The sequence below is a fragment of the Chitinophaga sp. HK235 genome (assembly GCF_018255755.1).
In the GTDB taxonomy this organism is placed as follows: Bacteria; Bacteroidota; Bacteroidia; order Chitinophagales; family Chitinophagaceae; genus Chitinophaga.
On record NZ_CP073766.1, the window covers coordinates 8,240,850 to 8,256,512 of the forward strand.

At 45.6% G+C, this 15,663-nt stretch carries 13 protein-coding genes, 1 tRNA gene and 1 pseudogene; 9 read left to right on the forward strand and 6 right to left on the reverse strand.

Features of this window, described 5'->3' with window-relative positions:
• Positions 1-22: 22 nt before the first annotated feature.
• From KD145_RS31855 to KD145_RS31865, 3 genes are all read left to right on the forward strand, one after another.
• Positions 23-505, forward strand: coding sequence for a DUF4402 domain-containing protein (locus tag KD145_RS31855; RefSeq protein WP_212003821.1), 483 nt, complete (start codon positions 23-25; stop codon positions 503-505).
• A 36-nt stretch (positions 506-541) separates the two neighbouring features.
• Positions 542-3,154, forward strand: coding sequence for a hypothetical protein (locus KD145_RS31860; RefSeq protein WP_212003822.1), 2,613 nt, complete (start codon positions 542-544; stop codon positions 3,152-3,154).
• A gap of 84 nt (positions 3,155-3,238) precedes the next feature.
• Complete coding sequence (locus tag KD145_RS31865) at positions 3,239-3,763, forward strand: DUF4402 domain-containing protein (RefSeq protein WP_212003823.1); 525 nt, start codon at positions 3,239-3,241, stop codon at positions 3,761-3,763.
• 82 nt (positions 3,764-3,845) lie between these two features.
• On the opposite strand, the gene KD145_RS31870 is transcribed toward KD145_RS31865, so the two are convergent.
• The 3 genes from KD145_RS31870 to KD145_RS31880 form a co-directional block, all read right to left on the reverse strand.
• Entirely contained in the window at positions 3,846-4,598 is a 753-nt protein-coding gene (locus KD145_RS31870) for a LexA family transcriptional regulator (protein ID WP_212003824.1), read from the reverse strand.
• 91 nt (positions 4,599-4,689) lie between these two features.
• Positions 4,690-5,811: a peptidoglycan bridge formation glycyltransferase FemA/FemB family protein gene (locus KD145_RS31875; RefSeq protein ID WP_212003825.1), complete on the reverse strand. Its 1,122-nt coding sequence runs from the start codon at positions 5,809-5,811 to the stop codon at positions 4,690-4,692.
• Between the two features lie 316 nt (positions 5,812-6,127).
• On the reverse strand, positions 6,128-7,399 hold the full coding sequence (locus KD145_RS31880) for a serine hydrolase (RefSeq protein ID WP_212003826.1): 1,272 nt from the start codon (positions 7,397-7,399) through the stop codon (positions 6,128-6,130).
• A 107-nt stretch (positions 7,400-7,506) separates the two neighbouring features.
• Between KD145_RS31880 and KD145_RS31885 the strand changes: the two genes are divergently transcribed.
• Together KD145_RS31885 and KD145_RS31890 are read left to right on the forward strand one after the other, a co-directional pair.
• On the forward strand, positions 7,507-8,394 hold the full coding sequence (locus KD145_RS31885; protein ID WP_212003827.1) for a LysR family transcriptional regulator: 888 nt from the start codon (positions 7,507-7,509) through the stop codon (positions 8,392-8,394).
• Between the two features lie 52 nt (positions 8,395-8,446).
• The gene (locus tag KD145_RS31890) at positions 8,447-9,514 is read left to right on the forward strand and encodes a glycoside hydrolase family 76 protein (protein WP_212003828.1); all 1,068 of its coding nucleotides are present in this window, start codon (positions 8,447-8,449) and stop codon (positions 9,512-9,514) included.
• 51 nt (positions 9,515-9,565) lie between these two features.
• On the opposite strand, the gene KD145_RS31895 is transcribed toward KD145_RS31890, so the two are convergent.
• Positions 9,566-10,618: a hypothetical protein gene (locus KD145_RS31895; RefSeq protein WP_212003829.1), complete on the reverse strand. Its 1,053-nt coding sequence runs from the start codon at positions 10,616-10,618 to the stop codon at positions 9,566-9,568.
• Positions 10,619-10,726: 108 nt separating this feature from the next.
• Positions 10,727-11,341 (reverse strand): TetR/AcrR family transcriptional regulator, encoded by a 615-nt coding sequence (locus KD145_RS31900; protein WP_212003830.1) that lies wholly within the window; start codon positions 11,339-11,341, stop codon positions 10,727-10,729.
• A gap of 188 nt (positions 11,342-11,529) precedes the next feature.
• Between KD145_RS31900 and KD145_RS31905 the strand changes: the two genes are divergently transcribed.
• Positions 11,530-11,934, forward strand: coding sequence for a carbohydrate-binding protein (locus KD145_RS31905; protein ID WP_212003831.1), 405 nt, complete (start codon positions 11,530-11,532; stop codon positions 11,932-11,934).
• Between the two features lie 96 nt (positions 11,935-12,030).
• Positions 12,031-12,117: transfer RNA gene (locus KD145_RS31910), tRNA-Leu, on the forward strand.
• A gap of 421 nt (positions 12,118-12,538) precedes the next feature.
• Here the strand turns inward: KD145_RS31910 and KD145_RS32640 are convergent.
• A pseudogene (locus KD145_RS32640) lies at positions 12,539-12,949 on the reverse strand (recombinase family protein); the annotation flags it as partial.
• Between the two features lie 714 nt (positions 12,950-13,663).
• Here KD145_RS32640 and KD145_RS31920 point away from each other — a divergent pair.
• Positions 13,664-15,034, forward strand: a complete 1,371-nt coding sequence (locus KD145_RS31920) for a hypothetical protein (protein WP_212003832.1) — start codon at positions 13,664-13,666, stop codon at positions 15,032-15,034.
• A complete protein-coding gene (locus KD145_RS31925) occupies positions 14,992-15,651 on the forward strand; it encodes a hypothetical protein (RefSeq protein WP_212003833.1) in 660 nt (219 codons plus the stop codon). The genes KD145_RS31920 and KD145_RS31925 overlap by 43 nt, the downstream gene beginning before the upstream one ends.
• Positions 15,652-15,663: the final 12 nt, after the last annotated feature.

The following is a 15,663-nucleotide window of genomic DNA, read 5'->3' on the forward strand; positions in this document are numbered from 1 at the left end:
CCCATTAAGCAGTTAATTGATCATGGGCACGCAAAGTATACAGCAAGCCAGATGGTGGGCTGTAACGGGGATACTTTTCCTGTTATCCTGGCAGCCAGTCAAAGCGCAGATTAGACCTACCATCATTCAGCAGCTCAACTTCGGTACTTTCAGCACGGGCCAGTCAGGTGGTACTATCACCATCTCTCCAACCGGCGCCTGTTCTGCTACCGGTGATGTGATCTCCATCAACAAAGGTGGTATTGCTACACCGGCAGTCATAGAACTGGAGGCTCCCATCGGTAGCAGAATCGCTATCCTGGAAACCAACAGTTTACTGAAAGGCAGCCATGGCAGTACCATGACGCTGCGGATCAAAGGGTCTGAACCGGCGATGCCCTTTGTTACCAAGACCCCCAGGACCAGCATCACCATTGGCGGAACCCTGACGGTCAACAGACCAGGACATATGTCATCAGGAAAGTACGATGGACAAATCTTCATCACTTTCCTGGCAGGTGAATAACCATCATTGATTTGGAAACCAGCAATCATTTTCAACGTGAAACAGCTTCACCATACGATCATGACGTTTTTAACCGGCGTCCTCCTCCAGGTTACCCTCATAGCCGGCTGTCCGGAAAAATGCAGCGCACAGGATGCTGCAGACGGAGATGAAGTGATGGTGACCGTTAGAATGCAGGAACTGGGTGCTGTTGAATTAGCTGCTATTATCCGTAAACAGGAAGTATATCTGTCCGTCAATGAGATGTTTGACTTTCTGAAAGTAAAAAACACTTTTTCGGCAAAATCAGATACCCTGTCAGGGTTTATCAACAGCTCCGAAGATGTGTATACCATTGAAAGAACAAGTAAGATTATTGCATATAACAAAAAACAAACAGTCATGACAAACGCAAACCTCATCAGTACGGCTTCAGGGTTCTACCTGAAATCCAGCAGCTGGGGGGAAGTGTTTGGAATCAACTGCGCATTCCGTTTCAGCGACCTTTGTGTGATACTTACTACCAAACTGGATTTGCCTATCCTGAGAGAAATGCGGCAGCAACGTCTTCGCGACAAAATCAATCGGCTCAAAGGCATTGAAAAGGCAGATACCATTATCGCGAGAAAAGCCACGGCGTTTAGTCTTAATGCAGCTGACTGGTCTGTGATGGCCACCCAGCAGTATGGAGGCAACAATACCAACCTTAACCTGTCTTTAGGTGGTGAACTGGCCGGTGGTGAAACCAATATCCAGTTGAATTATAACAATGTTAACCAGCTGGATATACGTAATCAGCAATTTATGTGGCATCGTGTAAATAATGATAATCCATTGTTACGGCAGGTTACCGTAGGCAGAATCAATAATGGCTCCATCGCGTCACTATTGCATCCCTTGGCTGGTGTTCAGTTTTCGAACACACCAACGCTCAACAGGACTGCCTTCGGTACCTACCGGTTAACCGACCTTACTTATCCCGGCTGGAAAGTTGAACTGTATATCAACAGTGAGCTGATCGACTATCAACAGGCGGATGCATCGGGGTTCTTTGCCTTTAATGTGCCCATTATTTATGGTAATACATCGGTGCAGCTCCGGTTTTATGGCCCCTGGGGAGAAGTGCGTTCCGAGCAGCGCGAGATTATCATCCCTTTTAACTTTATCCCTGCCGGTGAATTGAATTATTCGGTGACAGGCGGCGTTGTGCTCGATGGAGAAAACAGCCGTTATGCCCAGGGAATCGTCAGCTATGGCGTCTCACCACATATCACTGTGGGAGCTGGTGCGGAATATCTGTCATCCATACCCGGTGCAAAACCGATACCTTTCACGCAGGCAGCCTGGAGGGTGACCAATAACCTGATCCTCAGCGGCGAATATGCCTACGGGGTAAGAAGTAAAGCAGCCTTATACTGGCGGCTGCCGTTCGACCTGGAAATGGACCTGCAATACCTGCTCTATCAGAAAGACCAGAAAGCAGTACAGTACAATTACCTGGAAGAGCGTAAAGCCTCGCTGACGTTGCCGGTACGGAGACCAAATTTTTCACTGCTCTCCCGGATGACGGTAGACCAGATTACGATGCCGCCTGTAGCGCAGCAGCCTATCGTGGAGAAACTGCTTTATCCACCCACTACGCCGCTGATGAAATATACCACTGCGGAATGGGTTAACTCCTGTACAATAGGACATGTCAATACCAACCTGACTACCTTCGGTACTTTCAGGAAAGACGCTGAGCCGATGGTTTATTCTACACTGTCGCAAGTGTATCCGTTGACTACCAAAATGTTTTTAACACCCCGGCTGCAATACTCCTATGATAGGGGACAGTTTACCAACGCGAAAGTGGAAGTGGAAAGAGCTATATGGGGACGAGGTTTTGTAAGATTATCTGTAGAAAGAGACTTTACTTATAAACAATTCTCCACGGGCATCACCCTACGTTACGATTTCGCCTTCGCGAAGACCGGCCTCAGTGCAAATGTCTCCGGTATGAATTCTTCTGTCACTGAATCCGCCAGCGGTAGCCTGTTGTACGACAAAACTGCCCATAAACTGATGGCCGGTAACGTAGGTAGCGTAGGACGAGCTCAAATGAGCATACTTGCTTTCCTCGACCTCAATGGAAACGGAAAGAAAGATCCGGGAGAACCCAAAGTGGAAGGTCTGACACTACTGGTAAATGGAGGAGTGGTCCAATATGATAAGCAGGATACCACTTACCGGGTGTACAATCTGGAGCCTTACAGAAAATACCTGATCACTTTAAATCCTGATGGTTTTAGTTCTGTGGCCTGGCAGCTGAAATATACTACCCTTAGTGCACTGGCCTTGCCCAATCAGTTCAGGCTAATAGAAGTACCGGTCTCTATTTCCGGTGAGGTGTCAGGTATGGTCAGAAATGAGTCGCATAAAGGGATGGCCAGGATCAAGATGAATATTTATAACGAATCGTTACGGGAGGTAGCCTCTGTACTAACGGAAGGAGATGGATATTTCAGTTACCTCGGCCTGCCTCCCGGCAAATACACTGTAAGCCCTGATGCAGCACAGATGCAGCGTCTGAAATTGAAGGCCAAACCGGGTGGTATACCGGTGACGATTAAACGAAATACTGACGGAGATGTGGTGGACGGGCTCGCATTTATACTCAGCACACTTTAAAAATGCAAATACATCCAAATCGTTTTTTAACCCCAAAATTTTTTTTATTCATTTCATTTCTTCATTTTTTAAACCCAAATTTCTATGAAAAAGGTTTTATCATTAATGGTTATCGTTTCAGCTATTTTCGCTGGTAAAGCAGGAGCACAAACCACAGCTACCGCAACCGCAGACGCTCATGCAACTGTAATTACCCCAATTACTATTACGAAAACCATGGACCTTAACTTTGGTATCCTGGCTCCTTCCGCAACTCCAGGTACCCTGACCGTTAGCCCTGCCGGCCTTCGTAGTGTTACCGGTGGCGTATCCCTGTTATCTACTACAGGTACCGTTAGCCCTGCACTCTTTGCTGTACAAGGGGAAGATGGCTTTTCTTATGCCATCACCCTGCCTTTTATCCCTGTAGTGTTGAGCAATGCTACACATATCGGCTCTTTTATGCTGGCCTCCAACTTCACCAGCAACCCTACTGTAATTACAGGTGGTCTGCTGACTGGCGGTGCCCAGGCACTGAATGTTGGCGCCAGACTGAATGTAGGTGCTAACCAGACACCAGGCGTGTACAACTCTTTGTTACCGTTCCCGGTTACAGTAAACTATAACTAAGCAATTGTTGCGGTTGCTAAAAAGGGGTAGCTCTGATTCTTCAGGGCACCCCTTTATCTTTTATAGCTATGCTATTATTTAATTATATCGCTACTGCTTCCGGTAACTGTTTGCTGAGATATCCGATAAAGGTCCATATCTCCAGCACTTCATTGATTGGTACTTCAAATGTATCGTAGTTGCTGTTCAGAGAACGCAACAGCAGGGTGCCCTGTTGTTTGATACGGTTGCTCACCAGCTTGAAGATAATATCTTCTTCTCCACCTTTGAGCACCAGCACGCAGGCGGTGTTGTCTTTCAGGTAAGACCAGTCTTCCAGGTATTGCGCAATGATATGGCTGCCATCGGGGATGGGGTGCATGGAATCGCCGGAGATCGGGAACATGCGGATGGTTTTGCCTCTGGGCAGTTCCGGTAAGGTGAACTTGGGCAGGCCGGCAATAAAATCCGGATCAGCAAAACCGCTGCGATAGCCAGCTTTGGCCTTTGCCGGCACGTATTCCATGTTTTCTTCATTGCCGTTATCTACCGTGATAGGTAAAATACGTATATGCTTCCCTGTTAAATCTATTGTATTGCCGGCTTCCAGTTCTGCCAGCTGTTCTTCTGTGGCCTGTTGCAGGTCTGTTTTTACAAAAGTATCCAGGTCAATCCGGAAGAAACCGGAGATCAGCACCAGGTCTTCCAGGCGGGGATTACGCGTTTTGCCGCTTTCCTGCGCTGTGATCTTATTCCTGTTGATACCCAGCAAATCCGCCAGATGTTGCTGGGATATTTTCTTCCTAATACGTAATGTTCTCAGGTTCCCTGCCCAGAAAGTTGGCTGTTTCATCATTCCGGTTATATTTGAAATAAATTATATCTATAACTAACGGCACAAATATAGGCAATTACGATTTACGAATTGTGTTTCAATTCCGAATTGATTACCGGTGGTATCCTTTGCTGTTTAGTTCGGCGGCTGTGTAAGCAGCGTAGGGGGCTTCCTGTAGCGGATAGTCCCAGCAGCCCATGCGGTGAAATATTTCTCCACCGAAGCCACCTTTGAATTTATACAGACCGTACAGCGGATGCTGTGGGTCGGGTGAAGGGGAGATGCCGAAGAAATCGTACTCCGTACAGCCTTTACGTTTAGCCCGCCGCATGGCCTCCCATTGCAGCAGATAGGTACCCATAAAATTACGGTGGGTATCGGAAGAGGCGCCATAGAGGTAAGTGCCGCGGTGTCCAGACACGACAAGGAACATGGCGGCCAGTGGTATACCATCCACTTCAGCCAGCAGCATCTCCACATCGGCGGGAGAGGTGCTGTTATTGGCCCTGGCGGTGAGGATGGTCCGGAAGTAACTGATATTTTCCTGTACAATCCCGTTGCGGGCGCAGGTTTGCGCATACAGGTTGTACCAGGTGTCTATGTTTTCCAGCCCCGCAGCTTTTACCTGCACGCCTTTTCTCCGTGCCAGCTGTATATTATACCGCGTTTTGGTTTTCATCCTGTCAAGCAGCAGGGCTTCATCTTTCTGCAGGTCCATAAAGATGGTGTTGGAAGGCAGTATGTCGCTGTTGGCCTTCTTCAGGTTCCAGTTGCGGGTATTATAATTAAATCGCAGTTCCTGTATCTTTTTGGCCGGAGGGCCCATCCATGCACCATTTTCATCAAAATTCCCTTCATCGGCCGACCAGTGCGACTGCCAGGCCAGGTCATAACGGAGCAGGATACACTGAGATGGCAGGAATGGCCGCAGGCTCTCGGAGAGCTCTTCCAGAAAAACGCCCTGGCACTCGGCGTCCGGCTCTGTTTCAGGGCCATAGGGCACATAAGCGATATAATGTTCATCATTGATCTGCCGCAGGATTACCAGTACATCGCTTTCTTCAAACCTATCCTGTTGTGCGCCGGCAAACAGTTCCTGTTGCGGCACTTTAAAATCAAACGCACAGGATGTCCATCCCTGGCGGCTTTTCACCTCAGACCAATAGGCTGTTTGTTGCAGAATAGCAGTTTTGTTTACCTGCCGGATCTCTTTTTTGCAAATGTCAATATACATTACTGATCATTTTATGATATAAAAAAAGAAGCGCTTCAACTCCGGAAAGAAGTGAAACGTATAGGAAATAAGCTGATAAATGTGGGTTCCCCGGTGATTAACAGCCCGGGGCTTGTGTATGGAAGTCCTTGAAGTTGGAGATGAAGTACAGCTTTTTGCAGAAGCAGAAGAAAGATATCTCTGCTGCTATACCCGCCACAGGAGTGGCCTGTGTGGGATGTGGGTGCGTTTTATATGACAAAAAGTGTAACAAGACGGGGCAAAGGTACAAAATATACCCGGGCTGACCAGCTCTTTGGTCGGCCCGGGTATATTGTTAATCTGTTAATGCCTGATAGGTGGCTACTTTAAACTCTTCCCCGATGTTCCAGTAGGGAGAGAGGTATTCCTGCGTAAATATCAGTGCGATCAGGTCTTCCTGCGGATCTGCCCAGTAGTGGGTGTTGAAGGCGCCACCCCAGCCAAAGGTACCTTTGCTGAAAGGCATCAGGTAATCGTTTTCAGTTGTTTCCAGATTGAAGCCAGCAAGACTGAATTTGAAGTTTTCAGGTTGTGCGGGCATGGGAGAGGCGTTGACACCAGGTGCCAGCTGGTTGGTGAGCATCAGTTCTACTGTTTTAGGGCCGATGATGATTTTGTTTTTATACCGGCCTTTGTGCAGGTAGATGGAGAGAAATTTTGCATAATCGGCTGTGGTGGAGCTGAGTCCGGCGCCACCAGACAGGTAGGTGCCGTGCAGTTTGGGGAACAACGGATCTATCCCTTCATAGATAGGATGGGTGACAGGGACCATCTTGCCGTTCACGTCTTCATAGAGTGTCACCAGGCGGTCCTGTTTGCCAGTAGGCAGATGGAACCAGGTGTCCTGCATTTCCAATGGCTCAAAGACACGCTGGCGAAGGAATACGTCCAGCGGCTGACCACTCCATATTTCGATCAGGTATCCCAGTACATCGGTATTGAGGCCATAGGTGAAGGCCTGGCCGGGATCATGCTGTAAGGGCTGTTGCGCCAGCAGGTTGATTTTTGTTTTCAGGTCTGAGTTGGTAGTGCCGATACCACTGACAACGCCGGCTTTGGCATAGATGGCAGCCATTTGCGGATCGCTGAAAACGGCAGCATAGGCGATGCCGGAAGTATGGCGCAGCAGGTCGCGGACGGTGATCTCACGGGTAGCCGAACGGGTGGTATAGCTGCTGTCCTGCGGATTGAAGGATACTTTTACACGGGGATGCCCGAATGCCGGGATGTATTTGGACACCGGATCGTCGAGCAGGAATTTACCTTCTTCCCAAAGTATCATAACACCAAGGCTGGTAATGGCTTTGGTTTGTGAGGCGATGCGGAAGATGTTGTCTGTATGCATCGTTTTTTTGGAAGTTACATCTGCATAGCCGAAGGCCTTGTTATAAACCACCTGGCCATGACGGATGATAAGCGCGGTGGCACCGGGAATATGCCCGGCCTGTATATGGCGATTAATGACAGCGTCGATACGGGCAGTGCGGGCAGGATCCAGTCCCTGCTGGGCATATGATGTAATGGCCAGGAGCATAACGGCTATTACGGAAAGGAAGTACTTTTTCATGTCAAATAGAATATTACTGTTTTACGAGGCAAAGGTGGATGTATTTTCGATATAAGATAAATAGTATAAATTATACGTTGCTATAAATAAATTTATACTTTTGAAGTATGATAAATTTTGAATGGTACCGCACCTTTAAGGCAATCTATCAAACCGGGACCCTTACCGGTGCTGCGCAGGAGCTGTTTATTTCCCAGCCCAACGTGAGCCAGCACCTGGCCGCGCTGGAGGCTTATATATGTCATCCGTTGTTTGAGCGGCAGCCACGCCGCATGGTTCCTACTGACTATGGCAAGCTGCTATACACGCAGATCATAGAGGCGGTGGAGAGGCTTGAAAGTGTGGAAGCCGATTTCCGTCATGCCTGCTCCCAACAGATGCCGCTGACCTGCATCGGCGCGCCCAAGGAGCTTTTCCAGACAGTGATCGCGCCTCGTGTCAGCGATGCCGATGCCAGCTTCATTTTTGAGTTTGGGCCGGCGAAGACCATGCTGGAAAAAGTGATTAAGGGAGATATGTATTTCACGCTCTCCACTACTTCGGGCAATGAAAAAAACATTGTATACGAGCCGGTGATGGAAGAGCAGTTTATGCTGGTGGGCAGCCCCGGGCTTGATACGACTGCCTTTCAGAAGGCTCTCCGCAAAAAAGATCTGGTGACTGCAGAGGCATGGCTATACGAACAACAGTGGTATACCTACAGCAGTGATCTGTCGGTGGTCCGGCGTTTCTGGCAGGAGAGCTTTCACAAGCGCCCTCTGATAAAACCCCGCGTGGTCATACCTGACTACGACGGTATTCTGAAAGCCCTCATCACTGGTAATGGCGTAACCATTGCAGCAGATTATATGGTCAAAGAACCTGTCCGGAAAAAGGAGCTGAAGTTATTATGGGAAGGAGGAGAGCCAGTCGTAAACACGATTTACCTGGTATATGATAAAACAAAGGTCACTACCAGCCAGGTGGAGACGGTGAAGAAACTGTTGCATTTGTAAGTCCTTATGGTTATTTTGTTTGAGGTACATCCGGTACTCATAAAATAATACTATGATCAGAAAGGCATGGCTAACGTTGGCGTATACACTATCCGGCGCCATGGCATTAGCCCAAAGCAATGCACAAAGGGCCGACCTGTTGCATGCAGCGGTCACCAGGTATCTGTTTGAACCGGCTACAGGCTTGTATATTCAAACCAGTGACCGCAACAAAAATCACAATGCCCATGCAGACCTGTGGGGGCTTTGTGCGTTGGTGCAGGCAGCTAATGAAATGGAGCGGCTGCATCCGGGTAAAAGTTATCTGCCACCCGTGGCGGCTGCGATACAACAATATTACGACCCGATTCCTCCTGCGCCAGGCTATGCTTCCTATGTGGTGAAAGAAAGGAGGGAAGACCGTTATTATGATGACAACCAGTGGATCGGTATTGCTTACCTCGATGTCTGGCAACGTACCCGGCAATCTGTTTATCTTACCAGGGGAGAAGAGATTTACCGTTTTATGATGACGGGATATGATACGATCACTGGTGGCGGGCTCTATTGGAGAGAAGGAGATAAGACCACTAAAAATACCTGTTCCAACGGGCCTGGCATACTACTGGCATTGCAGTTGTACGAGGCCACACAGCGCAAACCCTATCTGGATACTGCATTGCTGTTGTATAACTGGGTTAATCGTTATCTGCGGGATGAAGACGGTGTGTATTGGGATGCTATCAAGCCGCAGAAAAATAACCGGATCGATTCTGCAGCCTATACCTACAATACCGGCACCATGCTGGAAGCCAACGTAAAACTGTACCGTATTACACATCAGTTGCAGTATCTGAAGGAGGCACAACATATTGCAGCCGGTGGTTACCGCCGTTTTTACCGGGATGGCCTGTTTCGTTCTTCCTACTGGTTTAATGCTGTATTACTGAGGGGCTATCTGGCCTTGTATAAAGAAGATGGCAACAGACAATATGTGGATGCCATGCAGGCTTATGCAGACCGGGTTTGGGAGCAGGACTGTGATAAAAACAATCATATGCTGGGAAAACGTCCGGAGAAGGAGTTGCTGGCCCAGGCAGGTATGATGGAGATATATGCGCGGCTGGCGCTGGTGAAATAAAAAACCGCGTTGGTGGATACCAACGCGGTTTGCGCTGCAAAATGTGTATGATTAAAATCTTGTGACGAGTGCGATGCCCTGGTATTCATTCAGGGTGTTTTCATCCAGGAAGATGACATTACCGCCTTTGATGAGTACGGTGTCTATCACCGGCAGGGTGATATCCGTAGAGCCGTCGCCGTTACCCATGGTGATGGTCCCGTCTTCAATATATCCGAGCGGGAAATATGTTTTTTCCATGTATAACGTATCCGCCTGTCCGCTTTCGGCGGCTGTATATATATCGTTCAGCTCTACCAGCAGTTTCCGGGCGGATTGTGCCTGACTGATTTTTTCCAGGGCAGCTTCCTGTTTATTGGCGATATATTGCTGGATAAGGGGAAAGGTCACTTTAGCTATTTCCGCGTCGGAGGTATCATCAAAACTACCATGGTGTCTGGCGATCACAATATTTTTGATGTCCATGTTATCTTCATAAAATACCAGGTTTCTATCTTTCCCTAATAAAATTACAGGCAGGGGATTCGCTGCATAATATTTTTTAAAACGTTTATCGGCTGTGTTAAAGAATTCTTTCAGGAGGTTGTCAATGACAAAGTCTTGCTGGAGCCGCATGGGATCTGTGGTGTAATAGCCGTTGCTGTAGGGGAAATCATCGTTTTGGATTTCGAGTTCTATTTTATCATTGAAAGCTTCCAGCAGTCTTATTTTCTGTTTGGATACAGCAATAATATAGTAGTGTTCGCTCTGCTGGATAGCTTTGAGCAGTGGGCGTATTTCGAAGCGGTCACTGATAACATACCGGTCTGTTGCAGGGATGGGCAGGCGGTAAACCTGTGCCATATCCGTATTGGCGAAGATGGCCAGTGTGTCCAGGTTATAGTTGTGGTTGATGGTGCTTTCCGCTTCTTTGATTCTATCGAGCACAGACCATACGATCCGTTTATCGTATTGTTCGTACAGGTCTTTTTCTACCTGGGTGATCAGGTTTTTGAGATGGATGTTGTCCTGTTTGTTATCGGGGAAGGTGCGGTGGGTAGAAACGAGGATGGTTACTGCCGGCGCACCTATATATTGGCTTAGTTTGATCAGTTCTTGTCCCATAGTATCCTGTTTTATCTGGTGAAAACAATCTGCAACGTGTAAAGTTTATTGCGTCACCACACAAAGATGAATTGAAACAGGACAGGGAAAATGACAGGGATCAGTTGGTTACTGATCCTGGTCAGCCTGCTGCCGGCCTTTGGCTGTCAGGTAAGGATAGAACTGGTCGCAGAACACCTGACAGTAGTGGTGGACTGCTTTTTTGCCTTTGAGGTTTAGTTTTATTTCATTGTGGGAAAGCCAGAAGTCGCCCATAATATATATCTGTGTGATAAGATTTTTCCAGATGTGGTCGGGGATGTCATTGCGGAAGACGCCTTCTTTGATGAGTGCATCAAACAGCAGGAGGAACTGTTCTTCGCGGGATTTATCCCAGCTGCTGTATACGGTTTTGATGGCTGGTAGGCGGCGGGTTACTTCCACGAAATGAAGGAAGATAAAGCGGTATTGCCAGATAAGTTCAAACAGTTGTTCTGTCCGGCTGCGGAAGTCGCTGAAGGTGATGGTGACAGGTTTTTCCTTTATGCCGATAAGGCGGGTAAAGCCGTCGTTCACCTCGTTGAACAGGACGAGGATGATATCATTGGTGTTTTTATAATGATACTGGAGGTTGCCGTGGCTGATGTCCAGTTCTTTTGCTATATGCCTGATGGTGATGGCATCTATGCCCTGTTCGTTGAACAATTTAAGGGCGGCGTTCCGTATTTTTTCTTTTGTGTCCATGGTATTAGTACAAATGTACTATTTTTTGAAAAAATATATTGTTGATAGTATTTTATATAAAATGATGTTATCATTTTGATATAAATATTACATAATTCCTTAATTTTAAGTTTTATCATTAATTTTCGGAGGAAACCGCGGGGCGTTTTCATTCTGAGTTAAAAACAAACTATCCTATCCTATACTTTATGAGGCTGTTGTTGTTCCTATTTTTTGCCATGGTGCAGCTGACCGTTTATGGACAGGCAGCAGCGCCGACGGCTAAAAAAGGTAACCGAGCGACGGAGTTCCAGATGAAAGAGGGGAGTTACCTGGCCTTTGCGCAGGTGAACCTTAGCATGGGAGAGATCGGCTTTCAGGTGGAAGTAGCCTGTGAGCACAAAAAAAGCGGGTCCAGGCTGGAATTCAGGATAGACAAGCCCAAAGGCAAAATCATCGGCACCCTCGACATCCCCTATACCGGAGACAGCACCTACGCCCTGAAACTGACCGGCAACCTCCGACATGCAGAAGGTGTACATGATCTGTACCTGGTAGCCAAAGGAGGCGTGGCTTTCAGCGTTACCTCCTTCAGTTTTATCCACAATTATTAATATATGCTTTCCCGTTAGTCTCGAAAAAAATTTACTTTTTGTTTGGAAAATAAATGGGAGTGCTTATCTTTGCGCTCCCTGATCACAATATCAGTTGCCCAGATGGCGAAATTGGTAGACGCACTGTGTTCAGGTCGCAGCGCCTGCAAGGGTGTGCTGGTTCGAATCCAGTTCTGGGCACCATAGTGGAAAGGTCGGAAGAAATTTCGACCTTTTCTTTTTTAAGTGATTCCAAATCCTTTACTGGCAAGGTAATTAGCTCCAATATGGGGTTGGGTTCAATGGTTCGATAATCATTTTCATCAAAAATCAGTTTTGCGGGGAATATTGAACCAATGATTTTTTGTGTGACATCTAAATCCCCTTTCTTATAGTGCCAGCCTGCATTTACAAGGATTGTTCTGCCTTTGTCTATATACCTTTGCTGTTCCCCAAAATCTGTTACCAGTTCCATCTTCCTACGTTCCAGTGTTTCAATCTCTGCCTGTAGGGTGTTTTTGATGTTCGTGTATTCAGCCGGGGCAATTTCTGCATCCAGCATCAGGGTTTGGGCATTTCTGACATCTGCCCTAAACCTTTCTTTGCAGAAGGTACTGCTTTGACAATGGTAATAATAGTAGGTTCCACTATTGCCTTTACTGCCACTGCCTGTAATGGGTCTGCCGCATCGTTTACACACTAAGAAGCCCCTAAGCGGCAGGTGTCCGTCTTTGGTACTGCGTACTTTAGTTACCTTTTTGCGCCCGCTTAACACATCCTGGACTTCATTAAGCAATTTTTCAGAGATAAGTGGCTGGTGAATGCCATAAACATAGTGCGCTTCCTCATGCTTGTAGGCGGCTATAAAGATTTTACCACAATAAACAGGATTGTGTACCATGTTCCACATTTGGCTCCGCTTAATAGGCAATCCTTTAATATTTGCCATTCGTCTGATCTTTCCCAGATCATGCACGCCTCTTGCCACTTCCTCAAATACCCATACCACCAACGGAGCCAGCTCTTCATCTACCACAAGAATAAGTTTGTCCTTTGTTCCCTTTACCGTAGTTTTCTCTTTTGCATTCAGGTAACCTACAGGATGGAGTGAACATAATGACAGTATAAACGATCTAGCTCTTGAGTTTTGTTTTTAGCATCAACTGTCGCATAGGATAACAGGAGTAGCAAGGTAGCGATGAGTTTTCGTACTGGCATTGTCGTTATTTGAAATGTGAGGATTGGGGGAGATGCCAGGCTAATATTATCTTTCTACAAATACGTTATAGGCAGAATGTTCACTTGAAAAGTTCATTGACTTTACTAATTGTTAATGAGCTGTTATGCACATTGCGTAGGGTGATTTTAAAGAAATGCAATATCCGAATTTGTAAATTCACATTTATTGATGTATAGTTTACAAATTATCATTATATGAATATGTTTTATAAACTGATATTCAGCTGCAGCAATGGAGTCGTATCCTTTAATTTTTAAATTCGATAACAAGAAATATATTACAGGTGCAAGATTGTTATGCAAACGAGCAAATAAATATAGGCCTGACAGCGGGTGGCGTTAAAGAAAGGCCTCTTTAATAAGTATTAACCAAAACATTTCTGACTTGCTATCTATTTCGAATAATTTTTAGATAAGTATGTAGCGATTGTCTCTATCGTTAATCCTGCTATACCCATACCTGGAGTTTGGGGTTAATCCTTAATAAATAAAAACATAATTCCCTCATGTTATGCTTGCTGAAAACACTAAAACTTTTTCCATTGAAGAAATAAAAGCTGCCTTTGAAGTACTTTACCCTGATGAGTTTGAGTTTCTTACCTTATATAATTTATATATAAACTATCACTCCCAGGAATTTCAATATGCAGAAATCAAGCAGGCGATTATTGATACCTCCCGTTTATCCTTTATGTTGAATGGGAAGGATATACAGGTGGAGCGGAAGTTTAAGCGTTTACTTCGTGCGTTTATTGAGAGAATTCCATCTAAATCTAACCGGTTTGTACTGACGCCGCATGCAGAGAAGATCATAGAGATTGCAGTACAGCGGATAAATAATCCATATTTAAAATATCCGCTGAAAGATACATTTGAGCAGTTTTTCAGGTTACCGGATGATGTATCGGATGATATCAGGCGTTTGCAAAGCTGGTTCCAGTTTGGATTTCATAATAATGCCAGGCAAATAGTATTAGGACACTTAGAGGCACTGAAGCTTTCTGTGGATGATTCGGTAAAAGCGCTGAATAGGGTGCTTGAGATGGACGATAAATCAGCGATACAGCTGTTGGAAGAGTTTGCGGAAAATTTTAAAGTGTTGGGAGATAAGGCGAGACAAATAACGGAGGCGATAAGAATGAAGGTCCATGTACATTACAGTTTGCGTGACCTTGCAGAGGTATTTAACCGTAAAAGCCCTGATAGTCTGGCGGGGGAGGAGTATCTGCTATACTGCCGGAAAGAGGCATTAAGAATAAAAGATGAAGTGAAAAGTTTTTTTGATAAGATAGATCAGCAGCTGGACCTGATAAATCAGAAAATGACCTTCGCTGCCTCAAAAATATCAGAGCTGCAGGAATCTTTAAGAGCGCAGTCTCATTTTAAGTTAAACCTAAAAAAACTGTTGATATACCTGTTAGAGAACAGTAAACAAAACCCGCAATCCTGGGAGCTTCCCGCTGGTTTTCCTGCTAAAGATATAGTTACGCAAAAGTTCCGTTTCTCGGCATTGAGATATTATGATATGGGCTTCCTTAAAAAGACCAACGTTGTAGCGCCGGAAACAGATGAGGTATATGAGGAGGAGCAACGATTTCAGTTTGAGCTGGAACTTAGGAAACAGGAGTTGATCCAGCAATATTGCGACCAGGCAGAAAGTGACCTGGCATTATATGGAAAGCTGGATTTAACCACCAGGATAATGGACATTATACAGGAGGAAAATGGCCTTGAAATGGCTGTGCATGCGGGGTACGAGTTTATCCGAAAAGTTAGTCCGTTTGCAAATGTGGAAATTACAGAAACGCTTCAAAGTAACCAATCAAATACCTTTCAATTATGGAAAGTAACAGTGCGGAAAGATCAGCATTCCAATTTCTGAGTCATGAACAGGTACAAAAACATTTTGCAGAGCTGAATATAGAGTTGTTGAAGGGGAAGCATATCCTTCAATCATCTGTAGCCCTTTTCTCCATCCTGGATAGGTTTGAAGAGGATTTTATGCAGTACTATGCGCAGTTATACGGATTAATGCTTGAAAAAAGGACTATTGACAGTACCTCCTATTTTTATCTCGAATTTCCGGCTACAGGCAAGGGAAAACTCACCAATCCCGGAATGTACGTAGAGTTAGAGGCCAGGGCAACTATTGTGGCGTGTATATTAGCCAACCTATATTTTTCTAACTTTTTCAGCTACGATAAGAAATTTCAATGGGATGATATTCAATATGAAATAGAACATGGCGAGCATAGGTATTCTTACCAGCAGTTGTTTTTCAATGATATGAGGTCTGAGTATTCCGATAAGGAATGGGAAGGTGTCAGAAAACATTTTAGTATAGTCATCAATTTCTTTAACCGTATCGGGTTAGTAGAAAAAGAGGATAATGATGAAAGCATGCAGTTTACTATCCTGCCAACGATTCATCATTTCATTGAATTATACCGGGATGAGATTGATAATATAGATGATTTTTTACAAGAAATTAAATTATAAACTGAAATTAGT

Excerpts from the sequence above, each read along its gene's own strand:
- KD145_RS31855 (WP_212003821.1), top strand. The coding sequence starts at position 23 with ATGGGCACGCAAAGTATACAGCAAGCCAGATGGTGGGCTGTAACGGGG.
- KD145_RS31865 (WP_212003823.1), top strand. The coding sequence starts at position 3,239 with ATGAAAAAGGTTTTATCATTAATGGTTATCGTTTCAGCTATTTTCGCT.
- KD145_RS31870 (WP_212003824.1), bottom strand. The coding sequence starts at position 4,598 with ATGATGAAACAGCCAACTTTCTGGGCAGGGAACCTGAGAACATTACGT.
- KD145_RS31875 (WP_212003825.1), bottom strand. The coding sequence starts at position 5,811 with ATGTATATTGACATTTGCAAAAAAGAGATCCGGCAGGTAAACAAAACT.
- KD145_RS31880 (WP_212003826.1), bottom strand. The coding sequence starts at position 7,399 with ATGAAAAAGTACTTCCTTTCCGTAATAGCCGTTATGCTCCTGGCCATT.
- KD145_RS31885 (WP_212003827.1), top strand. The coding sequence starts at position 7,507 with ATGATAAATTTTGAATGGTACCGCACCTTTAAGGCAATCTATCAAACC.
- KD145_RS31890 (WP_212003828.1), top strand. The coding sequence starts at position 8,447 with ATGATCAGAAAGGCATGGCTAACGTTGGCGTATACACTATCCGGCGCC.
- KD145_RS31895 (WP_212003829.1), bottom strand. The coding sequence starts at position 10,618 with ATGGGACAAGAACTGATCAAACTAAGCCAATATATAGGTGCGCCGGCA.
- KD145_RS31900 (WP_212003830.1), bottom strand. The coding sequence starts at position 11,341 with ATGGACACAAAAGAAAAAATACGGAACGCCGCCCTTAAATTGTTCAAC.
- KD145_RS31905 (WP_212003831.1), top strand. The coding sequence starts at position 11,530 with ATGAGGCTGTTGTTGTTCCTATTTTTTGCCATGGTGCAGCTGACCGTT.
- KD145_RS31920 (WP_212003832.1), top strand. The coding sequence starts at position 13,664 with ATGCTTGCTGAAAACACTAAAACTTTTTCCATTGAAGAAATAAAAGCT.
- KD145_RS31925 (WP_212003833.1), top strand. The coding sequence starts at position 14,992 with ATGGAAAGTAACAGTGCGGAAAGATCAGCATTCCAATTTCTGAGTCAT.